The sequence below is a fragment of the Gelidibacter pelagius genome (genome assembly GCF_017581925.1).
Taxonomy (GTDB): Bacteria; Bacteroidota; Bacteroidia; order Flavobacteriales; family Flavobacteriaceae; genus Gelidibacter; species Gelidibacter pelagius.
The window spans coordinates 92,483-111,697 of sequence record NZ_JAGEVG010000004.1 but is presented as its reverse complement, the minus strand read 5'-3'; the positions used below and the strand labels follow the sequence as shown (position 1 = coordinate 111,697).

The following is a 19,215-nucleotide window of genomic DNA, read 5'->3' as shown; positions in this document are numbered from 1 at the left end:
TATTGGCGTAATTTGTAATTATAATAGAAGTTATTAATATGCCCACAACCGATAAAATAGTTATTATTTGCGATGATGAAGCGACCACAGAGGATTGGAGAAATGCCATAGCGGATTACGCTCCCAATATGACGGTAGAAGTTTATCCTAAGGATACTGAACGAGAAAAAACGCAATTTGTCTTAGTATTCAATCCACCAGAAAATGTTTTTCAAAAGTATCCCAATCTGAAAGTTATTGCTTCCATGGCCGCGGGTGTAAAACATATCACAAAGAAAAACAAGGTTTCAAAAAACATAAATGTTACCAAAGTCAATGATGCGATGCATCACGATGATATGGCAAATTTTGCTTTGACCTTAACTTTAAGTCATTTGAGACGGTTGCCAGTATATTTTCAGCAACAAAATCAGGCCTTATGGAAAACGCATCCCTACAAGCGACCTGAAGAAACAACTATCGGTATTATGGGGATTGGCACCATTGGAAAAGTTATCGGAACCTTGATGCTCAAAAATAATTTTAAGGTCACGGGATGGTCACGATCGAAAAAGGATATTGATCACATTAAAACCTTCCACGGAAAAGACCAAAGAAATGCATTTCTGGAAACGGCAGAAATCTTGATCTGCATCCTGCCACTTACCAAAGAAACAGAAGGTATTTTAAATAGGGAAGTTTTTAATAAATTACCCAAGGGCGCTTATCTTATCAATATTGGCCGTGGCAAACAGCTTGTGGAAGCTGATCTATTGGAAGCCATTGATAAAGGTCAGCTTGCCGGAGCGGCCTTAGATGTGTTCCGCGAGGAACCCTTGCCCAAGCAGCATCCTTTTTGGAATCACAAAAGCATCATGATTACGCCACATACCGCGGGAAGCGTTACCCCCGAATCGGCAGTCAGGAAGATAGCATCTAATTATAATGCCATGAAAAACGGCAAAAAACTTGTAGATGTTGTTGATTTTGAGAAAGGCTATTGAAAAATCAATGGTTTCAATGAGGTCCTAAACCCTTTAGGACACCACCCGTTCTCCGCGGTGTTTAGATTTAATTAGATTTAAGGTGTATTGAGTTTTAGACAGTTCATCCAAACTTCAAATTAAATCAGTTCAATTTTAGAATGGCGTTACCAAACTCTCAAACCATGTTTTGACTTCACCGTCCAAATGTGGTCCGAGTTTTTCACTAACCATGCGATGATAGTTATTGATCCATTCGATCTCCTCTTGGGAAAGCATTTCCTCAACGATGATATTTTTAAAGAAAGGACACAGGGTCAAGGTCTCAAATTCATAAAACGTATTCCATTCGTTAGTCTTCCAGGTTTTGATCAGGATGAGATTTTCATGACGTATGCCATATTTCCCTTCCACGTAATACCCAGGCTCATTGGACAGCACCATGCCAGCTCTTAGTTCCACAGGATTCAAATCTTTACGGATGCTTTGCGGCCCTTCATGGACATTCAAGAAACTGCCCACACCATGACCGGTACCGTGATTAAAATCTTTCCCTTCTTTCCACAATGGCATTCGCGCCAAAGCATCAAGATGAGCGCCTCTCGTGCCTTTCGGGAATTTCGCCAGAGTCAACTGGATCAAACCCTGAAGCGCTTTAGTAGCATCTTTCTTAAACTCATCAGATACTGTTCCTAACGCAAACGTACGGGTAATATCTGTAGTGCCTTCCAAATACTGACCTCCAGAATCGATCAAAATACTGCTGTCATTAGTGACTTTGGCACTTCCTTCAGATTTGGCAGAATAATGCATAATGGCGCCATTGTCTTTATAACCGACAATACTGCCAAAACTATTGCCAATGAAATTCTTTTGCTCGGCACGAAACGCATATAGTTTTTTACCGATACTATATTCGTCGAGATCTTCTTTACCTACGGAATGGATCAACCAATGGAGAAATTTGACCATCGCCACACCATCGCGTACCATGACCGTTTCAAAACCTTTTTGTTCTGTTTCGTTTTTAATCGCCTTCATTAAATTTCCAGGGACTGGTTTTTCAATGATGGTGTTATTAGTTTTAACCGCCTCAAAAATAGATTGGTTACTATTTGATGCAATTAAAATTGATTGGTCCTTTAAAGTCGCAAGGTGATCGAAGAACGTATCATAAGATTTTAGCGTCACGCTTGACTTTTGCATGAGCTTTTCTGCGTCATCCTCTAATTTGTTCAAATCAACAAAAAGGAAACAGTCCTCAAGTGACACTAAGATATAAGCTAAAAAAACAGGGTTACATTCGACGTCACTTCCTCGCAGATTAAGCGTCCACGCCACATCATCCAAACTTGAAATGACGTGTGCCGTTGCGCCTTCTGCTTTCATTTTCCCTCGAATAGCAGCAATTTTATCGGTTACCGATTGCCCTGCGTATGTCATAGGATGTTCAAAAACAGGATTCTGACTCGGCGTAGGGCGATCCGTCCAAACATTATTCAGCAAAGGTAAGTCTTTAAGCTGGCGCTTGTTCTTAGTCAATTTAGTATCTAAATCCACCCAATTGGAATGGGAAGTGGCTAGGCCATTTACCGCTACGTTCGCACCTTCTGATGTTTCGGAAATGATCCAATCGATATAATTTGGTGTGCCTTCTATCCCATCCTTAAACAAATCAATGCCCGATCCTTCCAGTTCTCTGGGACCTTGGGTAAAGTAACGGCCATCTGTCCAAAGGCCCGCTTTATCTGAAGTAATCACCACAAATCCAGCTGAACCTGTAAATCCAGTAAGCCAAGTACGTTCTTGCCATTCGGCGGGAAGATATTCACCCAAATGTGGATCGGCAGAATAAACAATAAAGGCTTCAATACTGTTTTTCTTCATTTCGGTTCTCAACAAGGCTACTTTTTCTTTGACGGTCATGATTCTAATTTTTATGAAGGCCAAAGTTAAAGAATCTATAGCAAAATCGTGCTGATGATTGTCATTATAACGCTATCAATTCGTTAAAATAAAACGCGGAGTCCATGCCACAGTTTTCTATGGCGAATTATATCTCACAACTCAAAAGAGAATAAAAGTTAGGTTTTATAATTCATTGTTCTTCAAACAACGTCCTCTAGGTGCATCATCTTCATGAAGTACAATTTCGGAATGCAGGAATTGTGCAGCGGCTGCTGAATCTTTTACTTTGGCAGCACTACGTTCCAACATTTCTGATTCAAAAGCGCTTAATACATTCTTCCTCAATCCGGCATCTCTCCATTGGGATAAGGTTCGACATCCTTTGAAGATTTCTCGAGCCAGCGCTAATGCATCCAACAAGGCTTGATTTGCCCCTTGTCCTTTAAACGGACTCATAGGGTGAGCTGCATCCCCGATCAGCGTCACTTTTCCGCATTTATCCAATACTTCTAAATCAAGTAATTCACGGTCATATACTGGGTACCCCGAAATCTGATCTAATTGTGTTGCCATTAAAATCTGTGGAATGGGATCGTGCCACTGGGTTCTACGGCAGGCCTCGTCTTTGAGCGCTTGAGCACCTTGCGCTTGTAAGGCCTTCGCCTCATGTTCTGAGATCGGGAAGCTCAATTGCCACATGACTTTGTCAGAGGTATACGGCATCATATAAATCCGCTCCTCGCCATTAGCGGTTTGAAATACTGTGGCCGAATCGAGCAAAGCACTTTCAATACCTTTGAGATCCGCCAATGGACAAATGCCCAAGATCACCATACAATCCAGATAATGTAGTGGCTTGACAGCCTCACCAATCATTAATTTCCGTACCGTACTACGAATACCATCAGCTCCAACCACAAGATCTGCTTTAGTCGTCTTCATTTCACCATCCACTTGAAAGCTCAAATCAACTCTACCATCTTCATTTTCTTTGAGATCCACTAGCTGGTGACCCCAATTTATTACGTCGTCGCCACCGAGTTGATCAAGTAGTTCTAAACGTAAAGATTGGCGTGCAATATGGACGTTGGTACGTTTCGGAGAGGCTTTGGCATCTTGCTCCAACCATTTTCTCATCCCCCATTCACCAATCACATGTCCGTCAGTCGTATGAACGACATGTCGGGTTGAAATCACCCCGTCTTCCAAAGTGGAAATCCCCAATCCTTCTATCGCTTTACGCGCTTGCTGCAAAGTAAGCCCATAGCCCTGAGACCTCACATTGAAGCCATTGTCACGCTCATAAAGTGTAAAAGGAATCCCACGGTGCATGCAGGCCACAGATAGTGCGATACCGCCTATGCCTCCACCAATAATAGCAAGGTGTGGAAAGTTGTGATTATCAACTTCTGGAGGAAGGATAGAAGAGATTAGTCCAGATCCAGAACAGTTCATGCACAACTTTAAGTGTGCCTTCGGACGCACTGGCGCAGTCCCTTCGCCATTGGCTTTTTCAAACTGATCACAGGCCAATTTATAGCGGAGTCGCACTTTCTTTTTGAGCTTTTGGCTTTTCTTTCCACGTCCCTGACATTCTGGACATGCCGACCAACTTGACTCTTTACTTTCCGAATTTTGCACTTTAGGTTTGTTTAAACTGAACTTGACTCCTTGCAATTTTCCGAAAATTAGCCAATACAATTAATGATCGGCAAAAGTAGTGATTATGGATTTTATATCTTATAGATAATTTGGTGGACGAAATTCATATGATTTTACATGTCCTCTTTGCAGAAGAACAAAGAGCTATTGAAAGGCTATACCCACAGCTAAGCAACAACTGTGACAACCTTTTTTAAAAGATGACTCACAAAGTAAGACCGTTTTATCTTACTAAAAACTTAGGCAAATCTTCTACTTTCTCACAACAGACCTGTTCCATTACTTGTTGGAATTCGCGTTTCATCAAAGAAATGGTGTGGTTACCACCATCTTTTCCCAAAGCACCAACACCATACATAAAACTGCGACCCATAAAGGTAAACTCAGCGCCACTTGCCATGGCTCTTGCAATGTCAGGACCTCCGCGTAAACCAGAATCGACCATGATTTTTATTTGACCTTTAAACTTTTCGGCTAAATGTGTCATCGGCACAATCGACGATTGCCCAGCATCCAATTGACGACCGCCGTGATTGGAAACTATTAAGCCATCAACACCAAGACCAATAGCCTTCTCTGCATCTTCTTCACTCACAACGCCTTTAATTACCAATTTACCTTTCCATTGTTCTCTTATCGAGGCGATCCGATCGGTATTTAATCGTCCAGAAAAAGTGACGTCCATCAGCTCTCCCAACTTCGCTAAATCTAATCCTTTTGGCATGTACGGCTCCATAGTTTTAAAAGCGGGCCGCCCATGAATTAAGGTTTGAATGGCCCAATCAGGTTTCGTAAATATCTCAAGAATATTTTTCATGCTCATTTTAGGCGGCATAGCCAATCCGTTTCGGATATCACGTGGGCGAAATCCAAAAGTGGGCACATCGGCTAAGATTATTAAAACATTGGTGCCGGCATTGGCCGCTCGATCCAACAAATCCCGTTTGATTTTTTCATCCGCGGGATGGTATAGCTGAAACCATGATTTCCCTTCGGTCAACTCCGCAATCCGCTCGATGCTGGATGTGGTCACCGTACTGAGAATAAAAGGAATGTTATGGGCAAAAGCAGCTTTCGCCAAAATCTCCGGAGAATTAGGCCACATCAGACCCTGAAGTCCAACGGGTGCTATTCCAAAAGGTGCAGCGTAGGTATGTCCAAACAATTCGGTTCTGGTATCCGACTTATCAAACTTTGATAAGTATTGCGGCATTAATTCGACTTTTTGGAGGTCAGAACGATTTTTATCCAAGTTGATATCTTCGTTGCATCCGCCATCCAGATACTCAAAAGCAAACTTTGGCATTTTCACCATGGCTCGGTTTCTCAAATCGGTTACAGACGGATATTTCGTGTTTATTGTTATTTCCATGTGATTAGGCTTTTAATTGATATATCTGATCCATCAACAACCACTTTTCACCAGCTTTTGCCGTTGGAAGTGCCTGTTGGTATTTCCACATGAGGGTTTCCCATTCTTGTACTTTTGGGTTGTTGGCATCCATTTTATTCTTCTTTTCAAAAGAGAACGACTCGTTAACCTCCATGATCATAAACAGTCGATTTTCGACCAAATAAATCTCTAAAGCCAAAATCCCACTATTCTTAATGCTTTTGACAATTTCTGGCCATACAGTTTCATGATGTTTTTTATAGGCTGAAATCAGTTCGGGATCATTTATTAAATCGAGCGCAAAACAGTGTCTATGTGTTTTCATTCTTCATGGTTTTATATCCGAAAAGTGCTACCACTGCCAAACAGATCAACGGTAGGATAAAAGAGAAATTCACTTCAGGAATGTAGCCAAGGATTTTTGTGTCGGCAAAACCTGGTCCGCCAATATCTAAAATACTACCTTGTAAAACTGGCAATAAAGCACCACCCACAATGGCCATCACCAATCCGGCAGAACCAATTTTGGCTTCGTCTCCCATATTATTTAAAGCAATCCCATAAATTGTTGGGAACATAATACTCATAAAGAGCGATGTTGCTACCAAGCCATACAAACCTATATGCCCGCCGACAAAGACAGTAATTAGGGTGGTTATCACCCCTCCCACTCCAAAAATAAACAATAATTTTGAGGGACCAATCCGCTTCATCGATAGGGTTCCAAGCCATCTTCCTGAAAGGAACAACAGCATTGCGCCAACATTAAACCAAGTGGCCGTGAGTTGTTCATTCACTGGCAATGACGCATTCAAATTATCAACATATTGAAAAATAAAGGTCCAACACATAATCTGTGCACCTACATAAAACATTTGCGCCACAACCCCTGTGACGTAGGTTTTATTTTTTATTAAGATTTTAAAGGTTTTTGAAAGTGCGATCTTTGAATGTTCTATCACCTTCGGGAATTTCACCATCATAATCGCTACCATGATAATCAAAACCAAAACGCCCAACGCAATATACGGCACACTGATCACGCCTAAATCATTTTCCCGAATGGCGGCCATTTCTGAACTGGACAAGGCGTGATATGCTTCTTCCGTAAAGTCAACTGAACGCAAGGCATCAATGATAAACACCTGCGCGATGATCATTCCCGTTAAAGAGCCTATCGGATTAAATGCCTGTGCCAAATTGAGGCGCTGTGTTGCGGTTTCTTTAGGTCCCAATGCCAGAATCAACGGATTAGAAGTGGTTTCTAAAAATGCCAAGCCACAGGTCATGACCCATAAAGAAATCAAAAAGTAATTAAAGGTTTCAAACTTCGCAGCAGGAAAAAACAAAAATGCGCCTATGGCATAAAGTGATAGTCCCACAAGAATTCCAGATTTATAACTGAATTTTCTAATAAATAATGCTGCTGGCAATGCCATAAAGAAGTAGCCAAAATAAAACGCAAATTGCACCAAGGACGCTTGTGTATTCGAAAGCTCTGGCATGACTTTTTTAAATGCTGAAACCATCGGATTGGTGAGGTCGTTGGCGATTCCCCAAAGTGCAAACAATGAGGTAATCAATATAAACGGCAATAAGATGTTTCTGGAAACTATCGGTTGTTTTATGGCATTTTTCATCATTATAAAGAGCGGTCTAAATGGGTGTAACCACCATCAACAAACAAAAGTTGTCCGGTGGTATGGCTTGAGACTTCAGATAACAAAAATGCAACGGTATTTGCAATTTCTATGTCAGTCGTCATTCGGTTTCCTAAAGGGATATGTTTGGTAATACTTGCTAATTTTTCTTCCGGATTTGGAAATGTATCCAACCATTTCTTATATAATGGTGTGTAACATTCGGCCACAATTACGGCATTTACTCGAATACTGTAGGGCAATAATTCCACAGCCCACTCTCGGGTCAATGCATTTCTTGCACCATTGGCAGCGGCATAACCTGAAGTGCCACCTTGACCAGTAACCGACGTTTTTGATCCAATATTTACAATAGCACCTTTACTCTTTTTGAGCTCTGGCAACGCGTGATGGGCCATGGCATAATAATGTGCGACATTGCGTTGAACCGACCTCATAAAATCGTCATAATTCCCATGTTCAAGACCAACGTTATCATTTACACCGGCGTTATTGACCAAGCCATCAATACGACCAAATTCCTTGATCACACTATCCATTGCGTTTTTACAGGCGACTTGATCGGTTAATTCTGCCAAAGCGTAAAATGCTTGTCCGCCATTGTCTTTTATGGTGTTCACCGCCTTTATAACATCCTGCTCATTTCGACCGATAATTACAGGAATGGCGCCCTCTTGGACCAATACTTTGCAAATACCATTACCAATACCTTTTGAACCACCGGTAACAACAATCACTTTATCTTTTAGTTTTAAATCCATAAGTCTAATTTTCTAAATGGTACCAGTTTTTGGCATTCAAGCCCATAATTTGTTGTTGTTCGGTTTTTGAGAATTTGGAAATATAATCTTCGACAAGAGCGATCGTTTCGGCATAACTTCCCGCCAACAAACTTACGGGCCAGTCGCTGCCAAAGAGTGTTCTTTTGGTTCCGAAGGCATTAAAAATCACCTCAAGATAAGGTTGCATACTTGTTTTGTCCCAAGTGTTCCAATCTGCTTCTGTGGTTAATCCTGAAACCTTACAAGCCACATTTTCAAAACCTGCCAGTGTTTCCATCTGGCTTTTCCACGGCTCTATTTTCCCGTCTTTGATATAAGGTTTTGCACCATGGTCCAGTATGAATTTTTGCTTCGGAAATGTTTTGACGAATTCAAAGGCTTCTTCCAATTGATGCGGAAAAATCAAGATATCATAAGTGAGATTGTATTTTTCCAAAGCTGAAATACCCCGCTGAAAATCCTTGCGAAGCAAAAAGCCATCAGGTTCCGCTTGAACAATATGCCGCAGGCCCTTTAGTTTTTTGTGTTTTAAAAAATGCTCTAAACGCTCATCAATCGTGGGACTACACAGATCCAACCAACCGACCACCCCTTTAATAAAAGAATGTTGATCTGCCAAGTCCAATAAAAATGTGGTTTCCTTTTCTGACGTGTCCGCTTGCACGGCAATACAACCATCCAATTGATGCTGTTGCAAAACAGGCTGCAAGTCTTCAGGCAAGAAATCACGTTGGATTACTGACATGTCATCAGTAATCCATGCGTCTCTTTGCGGATCAAATTTCCAAAAATGTTGATGTGTATCTACCCGCATTTATTTGTAGGCTACTGCTGTTTGTTCTTGTACCCCTAAACCTTCAATTCCTAAGCGCATGACGTCTCCTGGCCTTAAATATCGTGGGGGTTGAAATCCTAATCCAACGCCAAAAGGCGTTCCTGTGGAAATCACATCGCCAGGCAACAAGGTCATAAACTGACTGATATAGGACACACAATGTTGGATATTAAAAATAAAATCTGAAGTGGAAGAGTCTTGCAAACGTTCGCCATTGACATCTAACCACAGATGTAAGTTATTGCCATCTTTTACCTCATCTTTTGTTGCCATAAATGGTCCTAAAGGAGCAAACGTATCACAACCTTTTCCTTTACACCATTGGCCCTCCTTTTCAATTTGAAAAGCACGTTCAGACACATCGTTATGCAAGACATAACCAGCGATATAATCGTCTGCTTCTTCCACAGATATGTATGACGCTTTCTTACCAATAACAATTGCCAACTCCACTTCCCAATCCGTTTTCTCACTGTTTTTTGGAATAATGACATTGTCATTTGGCCCCACAATAGCAGTGGTCGATTTGAAAAACAATACCGGTTCTGAAGGTATTTTGGCATTTGTTTCTTCGGCGTGTTTCGCATAATTCAAACCAACACACACCAATTTTGAAGGCCTGCCTATTGGCGACCCCAATCGTACGGCATCATCAACGGTTGGACAATTGGCTTGGTTGGTTTTCAACCAGTCCTTTAAACGCTCCAAGCCATTGGACTCGAAGAATTTTTCGTCAAAATCCTCGGCAAAGGCGCTGATGTCAATACGTTTATTTTCTAATTGAAGTCCTGGTTTTTCTTGGCCTTCCGACCCAAATCTTATGAGTTTCATTTTAATCTATTATTTATTTTTTATTATTTTCTTTTATTGGTGCAATCACTATCGGGAAGGATGGAAATTACCCATTCAACTTAATAAAACCACCATCAATAGGAAAATCAGTTCCCGTAATAAACGAGGCTTCGTCACTACATAAATACAGTGCCAAATGCGCTATTTCTTCAGGTTTCCCCATACGTCCGATCGGCTGTGTCTTTGAAAGATTCTCAAACATTTCCGCTTGATTGTCTGGGTAATTCTTTGCTATAAATCCATCTACAAATGGCGTATGTACACGTGCTGGCGAAATGCAATTGCATCGGATGCCTTCCGCAACATAATCTTTTGCTACCGAATAGGTCATGGTCAAGACCGCGCCTTTGGTCATGGAGTAGGCAAATCGATCAGAAATTCCGACCGATGAGGCAATGGATGCCATATTGACGATCACTCCCTTTTTCTGCTTCTTAAAATATGGGATGGCTGCTCTCATGCCGTTGTAAACACCTTTGATGTTCACGTTGTACAAGCGATCTAAGTCCTCAGAATTTGTGTTTTCAATATTTCCGACATGGGCAATCCCAGCGTTATTCACCAAAATATCGATGGGATTGTTTTTAGCAATCTCGTTAAAAATGTCTTCCACTTGTTCTTGATTGGCCACATCACATTGGTAAAAACTTGTCGAACCCTTATCTTTTTCAATTTCTGAAACGGTGGCATTGCCGTTTTCAACATTGAAATCCAAAATACAAACGTATGCACCCTGTTTTGCAAATGTGGTGGCAATTGCTTTTCCTATCCCGCTTCCGCCGCCGGTGACAATAGCGGTTTTTCCTTTTAAACTGAATACCATAATTATGCTTTTTGTAATTTTTTAGTCCAAACTTCTCCATTAGGAAAACTATAAGTTTCCAACGATTCTGGTTTCATGGTGATGCTATACCCCGGTTGTTGTGGTGGCATATATGCGCCATTTTTGATCACAACAGGATCAAAGAAATGCTCATGTAAATGATCGACATATTCAATAATTCGATCTTCCATGGTGGCACTGACACAAATATAATCGATCATGGATAAATGCTGCACATATTCGCACAGACCAACACCTCCAGCATGCGGACATACAGGAACCTTATATTTTGCTGCCATTAATAAAATGGCCAAAATCTCATTAACACCTCCTACACGACAGCTATCAATTTGACAGATCTGCAAGGCGTCTGCCATAATTAACTGTTTGAACATGACCCGGTTTTGGCAATGTTCTCCGGTGGCCACTTTTATTGGTGCTACGGCTCTGGCAATTTTGGCATGCCCTAAAATATCGTCTGGACTGGTAGGCTCTTCAATCCAATACGGATTAAATTTTTTGAGCGATGCCATATTTTCTATGGCCTCATCCACATCCCATTTTTGGTTGGCATCCATCATCAATTGTAGATCGTTTCCAATTTCCTCACGGATAATCTGTGCCCGCCGCATATCATCCTGCAAATCAGAACCGACTTTAATTTTCATGTGTTTAAACCCTTCCGCTTTCGCTTCTTGGCATAATCTACGCATTTTATCATCGCTATAGCCCAGCCAACCAGCAGAAGTGGTATACGCAGGATAGCCATCTTTTAGTAAAATGTCAATGCGTTCTTGTTTTGTCGCCTCGTTGCTTTTAAGAATTTTCAAAGCTTCTTCTGGGGTGATCGCGTCGGTGATATAGGTAAAGTCAACACACCTCACGAATTCTTCAGGTGACATGTCAGCAATCAATTTCCAGAGTGGCTTGCCTTCAACTTTCGCATATAAATCCCAAACAGCATTTACAACGGCGCCAGTGGCCAAATGGATGACTCCTTTTTCTGGCCCCAACCAACGCAACTGACTATCGCCAGTGATCATCTTCCAAAAATCACCCATATTCTCAGTAAAAGACTCTAAAGTCTTTCCGATGATCAGATGTGAAAGCGACTCAATGGCCGCAACACATAATTCGTTGCCGCGACCAATGGTAAACGTTAGTCCATGGCCTTCAAATTCTGGGTGGTCGGTTTTTAAAATGACATAGGCTGCTGAATAATCAGGATCCGTATTCATGGCATCAGAACCGTCCAATTCATCACTTGTAGGAAAACGGACATCTTTGGTTAAAACTTCGGTAATGGTTATTGTTTGTTTCATTTCTTGATAAGTATTGTTTAAGAGACCTGATGAATTTCATGACGATTTGAAATCTCTGTCGATTTAGATAATCATTCATTTTCATAGAAACCCATACCTCACAAATCTATATGATGAATTGCATAAAGTCCACTAATTATTCCACCTCAACTAATACTATTTTTGCACCTAAAAAAACTAAGTCGCCTCTTTAGTTAAAATACTATGTTTTTTCAAATAAACCGATGGCGACATTTTCTTTATTATTTTAAACTGTCGGTTGAAATTCGAGAGATTATTAAAACCAGATTCATAGGCAATTGCCGCAATATTTAATTCGTTTTCCATAAGGAGCTTGCAGGCGTATCCGATTCTAATTTCATTGATATATTTTGAAAACGTTTTACGATGCACTCTTTTAAAAGATCTGCTAAATGCCGAAGGATTCATATTCACAAGCTTTGCCACCGTCGCAAGGTCCATATCCTTGTTAAAATTCTTGAAAATATAGGCGATGACCTTGTTGGACAGCTTTGGCTCTTCCAGTTTTAATGAAGCGACATATCCTGAACTTGCCAAGAACTTAATGTCTTCATGCAATGCCAATTGATGCAAAATGCCCAAAAATTGATGTGTTTTATTAAAATCAGTTTCGTCATTAAGAGTAATAATTGCTTGCCGCAAAGCTTTTGGAACATTTCTAAATTGAATACCGTTCTCTGCTTTTTTAAAAAGTTCGGCGATAGGCTTCATCTCAGATAATTGCAGAAAGGCATCTCCCAAAAAATCTTCCCTAAAATGAATAGCGACGGCCTCTGCCATTAGGTTCTTGTCTTCCTGAAAATACTTGGGATCATTTAACCACATGTGTGGCAAGTTTTTACCGATGAGCACGACATCGTTCGGCTGAAACTTCTTAATGCTATCTCCAATGAATCGTGTGCCCTTACTTTTAAGTACCACCACCAATTCCAATTCGGGATGGTAATGCCAAATCTTAAGAAAATTGGCATAACTATTTTTTCTTACGGACAACGCAGAAGCGGTATGGCTCCGATCTAATAGATGTAATTTCATTGCTATGAAAATAACACTTTTGAATTAACTTTCCATGTATTGTGCAATAAAAGTACTACTTCAAAATGATGGGATCATTGTAAATCATTAAAAACGCTCATACAACCTATGGAAGTAATCATGTCCACAGATTTTACAGCTAGCAACCAAAGACTGATCATAAAAAAAAACACCCCATAGCGCGGTTTGTAACAAATACAAGCCACCACTATGAGGTGTCAATTAAGATAAGGTTTAGACTTTATTTAGAACAGGCATTTCGCAAATTTTAAGAAAATGCACTATGATGATATCTAAATACTAATATTTATATTTATTCGATCCCCATTGCCCAGTCGTCGCCTCTTGGGTCTGCTGCTCCTTCCAAGGAACCATCAGGTCTTACCAAGATAGCATCAACCCGTCCAATGGAACTACGCTCTTTAATGACGTGTCCCATAGCCTCCAGCTCAGCCCGTACGGTATCACTAAGAGCTCCCTTTTCAATAGAAATCCAATCAGGGTACCACTGATGGTGAAATCTTTTTTCAGAGACGGCTTCGCTCATCGTCATGCTGTGATCAATAACATTGAGTATAGATTGAAACACAGAAGTCATGATTGTAGAGCCTCCAGGGGTTCCAACCACCATGTACAATTGTCTATCCTTTTCAATGATGGTAGGCGTCATGGCACTTAGCATTCGTTTTTCTGGTTGAATTGAATTTGCTGCACCACCTAACAAGCCATATACGTTGGGTACACCTGGTTTGGCACTGAAATCATCCATTTCGTTGTTCATTAAAAACCCAGCACCTTCTACAAACACTTTGGATCCATAAGCCGAGTTGATTGTGGTTGTCAATGAAATGGCATTCCCCATTTTATCCACGATTGAATAATGGGTAGTTTCTTCACTTTCTGCCAGGTTCGCAAGCTCCATAGCTTTTACGTCGTCGCTGTTCGTGGCTTTTGAGATGTCTATTTGAGCTGCTCTGGTGGCCAGATAATCATCGTCCAATAATTGCTTTACAGGAACATCCCAGAAATCCGAATCGCCCAAGTGCGTCGCTCTATCGGCATAGACACGTCTTTCCATTTCTGCCATAAGGTGGATGGTTTTTGCCGTTTTCGAACCATACTCAGAAATTGGGAAATACTCCGATAGCTTCAAGAGTTGCACCAATGCAATCCCTCCACTACTTGAAGGTGCCATACTATAAACTTTATAGCCTCTAAAGTTTCCGGTGATAGGATTTCGCCATGCAGAATCGTAGTTTTTTAGATCTTCTAATGATATTATACCATTGCCTGCTTGCATTTCAGCGACCAAGAGTTCGGCAGTTTTTCCTTCATAAAATCCAGCCCTGCCGTTTTGTTTGATACGGCTTAAGGTTTCGGCCAAATCCTTCTGAACCAATAGATCGCCCTCTTTCCAGTCTTCGTCTTTAATTAAGGTGACCTTTTCTGGATTACGATTGTTTTTTACAAACCTCTCCTTAAAATTATTGTAATTTCTAGCCTGTTGCGCCGAAATATGAAATCCCTTTTTTGCCAATTGAATGGATGGTTCGATTAACCTATCGAGGGGTAAAGAACCAAACTTCTCATGGGCTTTAATCATTCCGTCTACAGAACCAGGAACACCAGATGCTTTTGGCCCATAAAGACTCTCACCATCTATAACGTCTCCATTCTCATCTAAATACATCTCTTCAAAAGCATTGCCAGGTGCCTTTTCTCTAAAATCCAATGAGAAAACCTCACCATCATTTTGTCTGTACATCATAAATCCTCCTCCACCAAGATTACCGGCAGACGGATAGACTACGGCTAAAGCAAAATGTACACCTACCATGGCATCTACGGCATTACCTCCCTGCTTTAAAATTTCCATTCCCACTTTGGTAGCTTCAGGATGGGCAGAAACCACCATTCCGTTTCTAGCGATTGCCGTTTTCCCCGAAATTGCTGTTGTTTCGAAACCCGGCTTTCCGCCTCCACAGGTTAAGAAAAGCACGGAAATAACTGTCAAACTCAATAATCTCAATCTATGTTTCATGTTTTTTTAGGATGAATTGCGAATATGCAATAAGTTTTTATTTTTTAGACAGAATTCTACTTTAAGAAGTTATTAGTTTCACGAGTAACAATCAATGATGCTTGAAAGCATTACCTCACAATTTTTGGCTGAAACCTTATTTTATCAATTTTTTCATTCCTTTATTGGATTCTTATGGATTCGTCCAGATATTGGGCTTTTACATTAGAACGGTTAAACGCTTCAATGAGCTTATAAGTTTCAGGGATTGATTCTTTAAAACGATCCAAGGTTTCTTGTGAGATATTACTTTTACTGAAAGGAACTATTTTCACATACTCCTGAATGTCATTTTCCGTTCTTCCGTATTTATAGTCGTACGGAAATCTACCATTGTCATCGATCTTCACGTTCTTATTTTCCGAATTGGGGACACTAATAAAAAATTCGCTCGTCATAATATCTCCGGCAGGGTTAAAAAGGTTCGTCTCTTTCATATACACATATAATTCTTCGGCAACATTGACTGCTGGATCAACAATAGCAATATCTTCAACCATAAAGTTACGATAGATATACTTGTCATCTTTCTTATAATTATAAAGTTCATCCAAAACCTCATTGATCTCGTTGGTCAAATAAGGATAATGTGTACACCCTAAAACAATGGCTTTTAAAGGCTGCGGATTTGCGGCTGTTCTGATTTTCTCCAATAGACTGACGACGTGATACCGCACGTAGTTTTCTGAGTCATTGATTTGAAGAATTTGACAGTCAGCAGTATCCTGATTATCACAAAGCATTTTGCCGTGATCAAAATCAAAATTATAGATATCCATTAAAGTTTTGTCAATGGTAAAATTTGGATCGTCTAATGAAGGGCCTCGGTAATCCTCGCGAGGTTCTTTAAAATCCTTATTTACAAAGTCAGGTTCTTCGTCAACTGCTTCTGCAATTCCATGGCCTCCCTGGTTGAAAATTTGAATATTCCCGGTATATCCCAACTCGTCCTTAACCCTTAATAGTGTATTTTCATAGCCTTTGGACTGAATGGTCCCTACCGTAGCCATGACACCAATCGAACCATTTTCATCCTTTTCAAAAGTAGATAAGGTGCCACGAGCTCCCGCATCTATAACGCCAATCACCTTTAGTTCGATCCCAGTCTTATCAATGAATGCTTTGATAAATTCACTCCCATAAGCAGTGGCCGTATTACAAGCAATAACTATCGATTTTACCGGTTGTTTATCTTTTTGATATTGTGTATCGCTGGCGTCTCTATAATATTTTTTTGACAGCAAGAACTGCATATCCTTTAGAATATGCTCAACAAGCAACTCAGTTTTATCCTCACTGGAATAATTGCCATACGGCATGTTGGCCTGATCAGCCAGGTAAATAAATTTCTCTGAGATAAAATCAGGGACCGCATCGCCACCTCTTTCTTTGTTCGAATTATTATGACCATCAAAATTTACGATTGCATCCAATACCGTCAGTCCACCAGTTCCAGAATCGAAAACTCCGATCGGCAATCTTCTATCCATCTCGGGATAATTTTTAAAATTGATGTGGTAAAAAGAATCATCCTTCTCTAAAATAGCGGTTTCAATGGCGCGCTCCTTTTTTAGGTCACTCTCATTTTTGATAAGGTCTCTATTTTCAGAATTTTTGCAGGAACTTGCCAAGACGACCAACAAAGCCCACAAATACTGATTCTTAACGTGTTTCATTTGATTTTAATTTTTAAGTGATGACCTTAAAGTTGGCTTTCGTATAAATTTAGACCCCTAAAATTAACAAGTGTTTCTATATATCCCAACTCCAGCATTATATTATTTAATTATTGAACTAAAATATTGAAAAATATTCACTTATGTAAATCAAGAACCTCGAAGTCTTAAAGTTCAATGGTGGAAATAATGAATTTCGAAAAGAACTATTCTGAAATTAGCGCTAAGAAAAAGGGTGGTGCGAGCTGTAAATATCCTAAAACAGCATCAACCAACTTAAAATGTCTGTTTTCCGATCAAAGAATATTAAAAAAACAAAAGTAGCAATCAACACAACAGACCTAATACCTTCCAAACAAATTTGCTTTTCGAATAAACCTCATACTTCTTTCCGTATCGCCTGGAGTTAAAAGACTAATCCCCACATAAAGAACCAAAGAAATTGTGATGCCAATGATGGCTTGCTTTGCAGAGGCAATATCCCATGCTACAGGGAGATCCACACCCAAGGCTACTAAAAGATTATAAGTAGAGAACAACAGACCAAATATCATGGACATCGTTGCAGCTATGGAGGTTCCTCTCGCCCATAAAAAACCCAGAACTAAAGGTACAAAAGCTCCACTGGTCAGAAAATCGGATGCGATCCAGGAAATTGTAAGCACTGATTGTATCTTTAATGCCATAAATAGTGCTATTGCTGCCATGACAAAGGTTGAAACTCTTGCCACGATGACACCAACTTTAGGCTTGGCTTCTGGCTGGATATATTTTTGAAACACATCTACGGTTAATGACAAAGCACCTGTATTAATGAGTGAATCCATGGTGGACATAATTGCAGAACATAAGCCCACAAACAAGATAGCGCTGAGTACGGGACTACTGAGATTGCTTACCATATCCGGAATAATCCCAGTTTCTGGAACTGTTTCATACAATACAGAACTGAACATCCCTGTATAAGTCACCATGAGATATAATGGAATGAACGCCAAGAAACTTAGAAACATCATTTTCTTTGCATCTGAGCCAGTTTTTGCCGCTGAAATACGTTGCCAAATATTAGCTTGAATCATCCAAGAGGTTCCAAAGGTGATGACATAGGCCAAATTATCTGCCACATTAGAAAAAAAGGAAGTGTAGCCTTCTTTGGCATTTGCTATAGAATTTATTTTAACAACTTCCAGTCCGCCTGATTGCGAATAGGTAATATAAAACAAGAATATCCCCGTAAACAGGAAAAATACAAATTGTAACAAATCGGTAAGCACAACACCTTTAAACCCTCCAAACATAGAATAGGTAAGGACAATCACAGTGCCCAATATGGCACCATTCTCATAGCCCATATCAAAAAAAGCATGAAAAAAGCGCCCCATAACAATGACCTGGACCGTAGCGGCAATCACCATAAAAACAATGATAAAAATGGTCAACATTAACGCTACCGTATCATTATAACGCTGCCCCATAAGCTCAGGTTGCGAAATGGTTCCGATATTTCTGATGCCTTTTGAAAACAAATACATCAAGGCAGTGGCAATGAGAACTGGCACACCATAGATCCAAAAAGAACTCAACCCGTTATTGTGGGCATGATCCACCAAATCAATAGCAGAGCCACCTCCCCACCACGAGGCGATAAAAGTAATGGCGAGCAACCACGCCGGCAACTTTCTGGCTGCCAAAAAATAATCTTCACTGCTGTCATTTTTACTATTCCATATTCCTATGGCAATAATAGCGATGACATATACTGATAATAAGAAAATGGTAAGGGTGGTTCTTTCCATCGTTTTAACTATAAACTTGTAAAATTAAGGTTTTCTACTTTTTGTGTCATTTTGAAATGTGAATCTTTCAGGATCAACTTCGTTATTCAATTAAAGTTTAAAATCCTGAGATTTCGTCACGACAATTTTAATTTCTAAATATTCTTCAACCACAAGCCTGCTCATCCATTCAGACAGGTGCACGAATAATTATATGGTTTTTAATTCCCTTTACCTGCTATTCATGAAGCATAGGATCAACCTGCCAATATAAAACTATGGATTTTATTTTATCAAATTCAAATACTAAATGAGTTTAATACCAATTAAATATTCATATGTAATTTCTATTACACCCAACTTATCAGCATAAAAAAAACCTATAAATAATATTATTTACAGGTTTTTGAAATTATTTTGAAAAGCGG

15 protein-coding genes are annotated in these 19,215 nt (G+C 40.0%); 1 reads left to right on the top strand and 14 read right to left on the bottom strand.

Annotated features, from left to right (window positions below):
- Positions 1–38 precede the first annotated feature (38 nt).
- The gene (locus J4051_RS04840) at positions 39–983 is read left to right on the top strand and encodes a 2-hydroxyacid dehydrogenase (protein WP_208232729.1); all 945 of its coding nucleotides are present in this window, start codon (positions 39–41) and stop codon (positions 981–983) included.
- A 135-nt stretch (positions 984–1,118) separates the two neighbouring features.
- Here the strand turns inward: J4051_RS04840 and J4051_RS04835 are convergent, their stop codons facing one another.
- The 14 genes from J4051_RS04835 to J4051_RS04770 form a co-directional block, all read right to left on the bottom strand.
- Complete coding sequence (locus J4051_RS04835; protein ID WP_208232728.1) at positions 1,119–2,888, bottom strand: aminopeptidase P family protein; 1,770 nt, start codon at positions 2,886–2,888, stop codon at positions 1,119–1,121.
- 165 nt (positions 2,889–3,053) lie between these two features.
- Positions 3,054–4,511, bottom strand: a complete 1,458-nt coding sequence (locus J4051_RS04830; protein WP_208232727.1) for an FAD-dependent oxidoreductase — start codon at positions 4,509–4,511, stop codon at positions 3,054–3,056.
- Between the two features lie 244 nt (positions 4,512–4,755).
- On the bottom strand, positions 4,756–5,904 hold the full coding sequence (locus J4051_RS04825; protein WP_208232726.1) for an alpha-hydroxy acid oxidase: 1,149 nt from the start codon (positions 5,902–5,904) through the stop codon (positions 4,756–4,758).
- Between the two features lie 4 nt (positions 5,905–5,908).
- A complete protein-coding gene (locus J4051_RS04820; protein ID WP_208232725.1) occupies positions 5,909–6,250 on the bottom strand; it encodes an L-rhamnose mutarotase in 342 nt (113 codons plus the stop codon).
- Entirely contained in the window at positions 6,237–7,565 is a 1,329-nt protein-coding gene (fucP, locus tag J4051_RS04815) for an L-fucose:H+ symporter permease (protein ID WP_208232824.1), read from the bottom strand. The genes J4051_RS04820 and fucP overlap by 14 nt, the downstream gene beginning before the upstream one ends.
- A 2-nt stretch (positions 7,566–7,567) precedes the next feature.
- Complete coding sequence (locus J4051_RS04810) at positions 7,568–8,347, bottom strand: L-fucose dehydrogenase (RefSeq protein ID WP_208232724.1); 780 nt, start codon at positions 8,345–8,347, stop codon at positions 7,568–7,570.
- A 4-nt stretch (positions 8,348–8,351) separates the two neighbouring features.
- Positions 8,352–9,182, bottom strand: a complete 831-nt coding sequence (locus J4051_RS04805) for an amidohydrolase family protein (RefSeq protein WP_208232723.1) — start codon at positions 9,180–9,182, stop codon at positions 8,352–8,354.
- Complete coding sequence (locus J4051_RS04800) at positions 9,183–10,034, bottom strand: fumarylacetoacetate hydrolase family protein (protein ID WP_208232722.1); 852 nt, start codon at positions 10,032–10,034, stop codon at positions 9,183–9,185.
- A gap of 67 nt (positions 10,035–10,101) precedes the next feature.
- A complete protein-coding gene (locus J4051_RS04795) occupies positions 10,102–10,878 on the bottom strand; it encodes an SDR family NAD(P)-dependent oxidoreductase (protein ID WP_208232721.1) in 777 nt (258 codons plus the stop codon).
- A gap of 2 nt (positions 10,879–10,880) precedes the next feature.
- Positions 10,881–12,200 carry an L-fuconate dehydratase gene (locus J4051_RS04790; protein ID WP_208232720.1) on the bottom strand — a complete coding sequence of 440 codons (1,320 nt, stop codon included), beginning with the start codon at positions 12,198–12,200 and terminating at the stop codon, positions 10,881–10,883.
- A gap of 177 nt (positions 12,201–12,377) precedes the next feature.
- Positions 12,378–13,256, bottom strand: a complete 879-nt coding sequence (locus J4051_RS04785; RefSeq protein ID WP_208232719.1) for an AraC family transcriptional regulator — start codon at positions 13,254–13,256, stop codon at positions 12,378–12,380.
- 313 nt (positions 13,257–13,569) lie between these two features.
- A complete protein-coding gene (gene ggt, locus J4051_RS04780) occupies positions 13,570–15,297 on the bottom strand; it encodes a gamma-glutamyltransferase (protein ID WP_208232718.1) in 1,728 nt (575 codons plus the stop codon).
- Between the two features lie 161 nt (positions 15,298–15,458).
- On the bottom strand, positions 15,459–17,012 hold the full coding sequence (locus J4051_RS04775; RefSeq protein ID WP_208232717.1) for a glutamate racemase: 1,554 nt from the start codon (positions 17,010–17,012) through the stop codon (positions 15,459–15,461).
- A 341-nt stretch (positions 17,013–17,353) separates the two neighbouring features.
- A complete protein-coding gene (locus tag J4051_RS04770) occupies positions 17,354–18,808 on the bottom strand; it encodes a sodium:solute symporter family protein (RefSeq protein WP_208232716.1) in 1,455 nt (484 codons plus the stop codon).
- Positions 18,809–19,215 lie beyond the last annotated feature (407 nt).

Excerpts from the sequence above, each read along its gene's own strand:
- J4051_RS04840 (WP_208232729.1), top strand. The coding sequence starts at position 39 with ATGCCCACAACCGATAAAATAGTTATTATTTGCGATGATGAAGCGACC.
- J4051_RS04835 (WP_208232728.1), bottom strand. The coding sequence starts at position 2,888 with ATGACCGTCAAAGAAAAAGTAGCCTTGTTGAGAACCGAAATGAAGAAA.
- J4051_RS04825 (WP_208232726.1), bottom strand. The coding sequence starts at position 5,904 with ATGGAAATAACAATAAACACGAAATATCCGTCTGTAACCGATTTGAGA.
- J4051_RS04820 (WP_208232725.1), bottom strand. The coding sequence starts at position 6,250 with ATGAAAACACATAGACACTGTTTTGCGCTCGATTTAATAAATGATCCC.
- fucP (WP_208232824.1), bottom strand. The coding sequence starts at position 7,565 with ATGAAAAATGCCATAAAACAACCGATAGTTTCCAGAAACATCTTATTG.
- J4051_RS04810 (WP_208232724.1), bottom strand. The coding sequence starts at position 8,347 with ATGGATTTAAAACTAAAAGATAAAGTGATTGTTGTTACCGGTGGTTCA.
- J4051_RS04805 (WP_208232723.1), bottom strand. The coding sequence starts at position 9,182 with ATGCGGGTAGATACACATCAACATTTTTGGAAATTTGATCCGCAAAGA.
- J4051_RS04800 (WP_208232722.1), bottom strand. The coding sequence starts at position 10,034 with ATGAAACTCATAAGATTTGGGTCGGAAGGCCAAGAAAAACCAGGACTT.
- J4051_RS04795 (WP_208232721.1), bottom strand. The coding sequence starts at position 10,878 with ATGGTATTCAGTTTAAAAGGAAAAACCGCTATTGTCACCGGCGGCGGA.
- J4051_RS04790 (WP_208232720.1), bottom strand. The coding sequence starts at position 12,200 with ATGAAACAAACAATAACCATTACCGAAGTTTTAACCAAAGATGTCCGT.
- J4051_RS04785 (WP_208232719.1), bottom strand. The coding sequence starts at position 13,256 with ATGAAATTACATCTATTAGATCGGAGCCATACCGCTTCTGCGTTGTCC.
- ggt (WP_208232718.1), bottom strand. The coding sequence starts at position 15,297 with ATGAAACATAGATTGAGATTATTGAGTTTGACAGTTATTTCCGTGCTT.
- J4051_RS04775 (WP_208232717.1), bottom strand. The coding sequence starts at position 17,012 with ATGAAACACGTTAAGAATCAGTATTTGTGGGCTTTGTTGGTCGTCTTG.
- J4051_RS04770 (WP_208232716.1), bottom strand. The coding sequence starts at position 18,808 with ATGGAAAGAACCACCCTTACCATTTTCTTATTATCAGTATATGTCATC.